1 pseudogene is annotated in these 387 nt (G+C 79.8%); it reads right to left on the bottom strand.

Annotated elements, in window-relative coordinates:
* A pseudogene (locus tag FPZ47_RS28765) lies at window positions 1–325 on the bottom strand (PGRS repeat-containing protein); the annotation flags it as partial.
* Between the last annotated feature and the right edge of the window lie 62 nt (window positions 326–387).

Below are 387 nucleotides of genomic sequence, written 5' to 3'. Positions count from 1 at the left end.
CCCCAGCGGTCCCACCGCTGCCGCCCGCTCCGGCCGCCCCACCGCTGCCGCCGGCGCCGCCGTCACCGCCACCACCGCCGGCGCCGCCGTTCACCGCGGCTACGCCCGTGCCTCCGGTTCCGCCGGTACCACCGGTGCCACCGTCGCCGCCGGTGCCGCCCGTGCCACCGGTACCGACTGCCCCGCCGGCACCCCCGTTACCGCCGGCACCGCCGTTACCGCCGGAGGTTCCGGCCGCCGCGTTGGCGTCGTGCGACGGGTCATACCCGGCACCGCCGGCACCGCCCTGGCCGCCGTGACCGCCCGAGCCGTTGGTGGCCGCCATACCCAACGCGTTGCCGCCGGCACCACCGGCACCCCCACAACCCCCGACCCCGCCATCGGGGC

Source organism: Mycobacterium helveticum, from assembly GCF_007714205.1.
Classification (GTDB): Bacteria; Actinomycetota; Actinomycetes; order Mycobacteriales; family Mycobacteriaceae; genus Mycobacterium; species Mycobacterium helveticum.
This window is presented reverse-complemented; position numbering and strand designations above follow the sequence as displayed.